We start from the raw sequence: 2,148 nt of genomic DNA, 5'->3' as shown, positions 1-2,148 counted from the left end.
CATTGTGTAAATAGGTAATACTAGTACAAAGATTTTTAGATTTAGTTACAACCTTGGGCTAATTTGCAAATTTTTTTGAGTTGAGTCTTCCAATAATCTAAATTATGATGATATTATTCATAATATTAAATGCTATGAAAATACAAATAAATTCAGCACAGCTCAAGTCCGGACAACATATAGAGCTATGAAAATGATTTGAAGTGGCTTTAGCATTGCTTAAAACCTATAACCAATTATTTGTTAATAGCTAAAAAATAATCTTATAGTAGGGGATAGATAAAAGTATCTTATAACGAATAAACCATATGTGAAAAATATAAAGGAATGGTGCTAATGAGAAAAAAAACTAAATATCAGACTTGGATTCGAATGAAAAAACTGATTGTATTTTTGATAAGCTCAATAATTCTTCTATTGATAACATTATTGCCTATTACTTTCTATCTGCGAATCTTATCAGGGGTTATAGCGATGCCTTTTATTTATATAACATTTATACTTTCTTATTCTACTTACCAATTCGCAGCATTAGGAGAGGATTACCAATCAAAAATACATGATTTAATTGTTAAAAAAGTGAATTGGGATGGAGAAGGAAAAATATTAGATATTGGAACAGGTAGTGGGTCATTGATTATTAAACTTGCAATGACTTTTCCTAAATCCTTTTTAACTGGAATTGATTATTGGGGGAAGAATTGGGAATACTCACAAGATCAATGTCAACAGAATGCTAAAATAGAAGGTGTATCTGATAGGGTTAATTTTTTAAAAGCAAGTGCCGCTGCGCTCCCTTTGCAGGATGATGCATTTGATATAGTTGTAAGTTGCCTAACATTTCATGAAGTGAAAGATACAAACAATAAAATAGAATTAATTAAAGAGGCTATAAGAGTATTAAAACCTGGTGGTGAATTTATCTTCTTAGATTTATTTATGGATGAAAAAATCTTTGGGGATACAGAAGAGTTATTATATAACCTAGAGAAACTCGATATATCTAAATTGAATAGCTACAAGCTTGCTGAAGAAATGAAATTACCAAAGCTTTTATTAAATAAAAAAGTATTAGGAAATGCAATGATTTTGATTGGCAAAAAGTAAAAGGGTATTAATTGCTTACGAAAGTATTGAAGAGTTTTCTAAATAAGGGTACTAACTTTATTTAACAAAGTGATGTAACTCTATGTATTTTTATTAGCGAGTGGACGTAGACCTATTTAAACATTTAGTGTGTTTGGTAATCAAATATGAATTTTTCAAACGTAACGTAGTGAAGCACTTTATATTAGGGATAGCGCCACATAGCTATCAAGCTAAGATTATGTAAAATCAATTTCAGGTGAGAAGGTTTTGAAAAAGCTGATTTTGTATTAAATAAACCAAAAGATATTTTGAATTTACTTTAACCAAGCTCGTGTCTAATAAAAAAATTAAGTTACTCACTAAAAAGTCGATTTCTTAACGTACAGGAAATCGACTTTTTATTTATAGGATTAGCGAAAGAAATTTGGTTATTGTTGGCGCTATCTTTCAGTGAGGGTTTTATTGATATTCTAATTTTATTAGCATAAAACACCTTAATTCTAGTTACCTTTATGCTTCTTATTAAAATTCCTGGGAAAGTTGATGGGGTAATAATTAACCTACGGCTAATTTATAGGTAAACTGATAATCAAAGTGTTAGCTTGATGGAAATAAAATAAAAGAACTCTTTTTAAATGTAGTTGGAAATTTAATTAAAAAATATGAGGTTTAATCCATAATAATTACAAATTAATTAATAAGAAAACAAAGAGTGATTCCTCTTTTTATACCGTTTTATTAAACCGGAAAAACTTCAATTTTTGTTGGCTGTGAAAACCTACGTTCTAATTCTCTTTTAATCTTATTAACAGCAAAAACTTCTGAGGATGCATGAACTTTAGCTACCTTTTTTATAGCAGTATTACCCGTGACTAAAATATAACTTACCGAATACGATGAAATCATATATTCACCCTTTCAATGTAACATGTTGTTATAATATATGATCCTTATCTTAACTCTATGAAAGAAATGTAAATTAATATAAAGTTTCCTTTTTAATTCATAGCATATACTTAACTAAATATTAATGAAAAAAAGCCTCTTTTCTCGTTGAAA

1 protein-coding gene is annotated in these 2,148 nt (G+C 28.3%); it reads left to right on the top strand.

What is annotated here, in order from left to right:
* Window positions 1-336 precede the first annotated feature (336 nt).
* A complete protein-coding gene (locus tag ACQGS6_RS27090; RefSeq protein ID WP_098212051.1) occupies window positions 337-1,107 on the top strand; it encodes a class I SAM-dependent methyltransferase in 771 nt (256 codons plus the stop codon).
* The last annotated feature ends 1,041 nt before the right edge of the window (window positions 1,108-2,148 follow it).

Origin of the sequence: Bacillus sp. GMs2/2, from assembly GCF_050172095.1 — a bacterium.
In the GTDB taxonomy this organism is placed as follows: domain Bacteria; phylum Bacillota; class Bacilli; order Bacillales; family Bacillaceae_G; genus Bacillus_A; species Bacillus_A cereus.
Note: the sequence above shows the minus strand (reverse complement) of the source record. Positions and strands in the feature narration are given on the sequence as shown.

Excerpts from the sequence above, each read along its gene's own strand:
- ACQGS6_RS27090 (WP_098212051.1), top strand. The coding sequence starts at position 337 with ATGAGAAAAAAAACTAAATATCAGACTTGGATTCGAATGAAAAAACTG.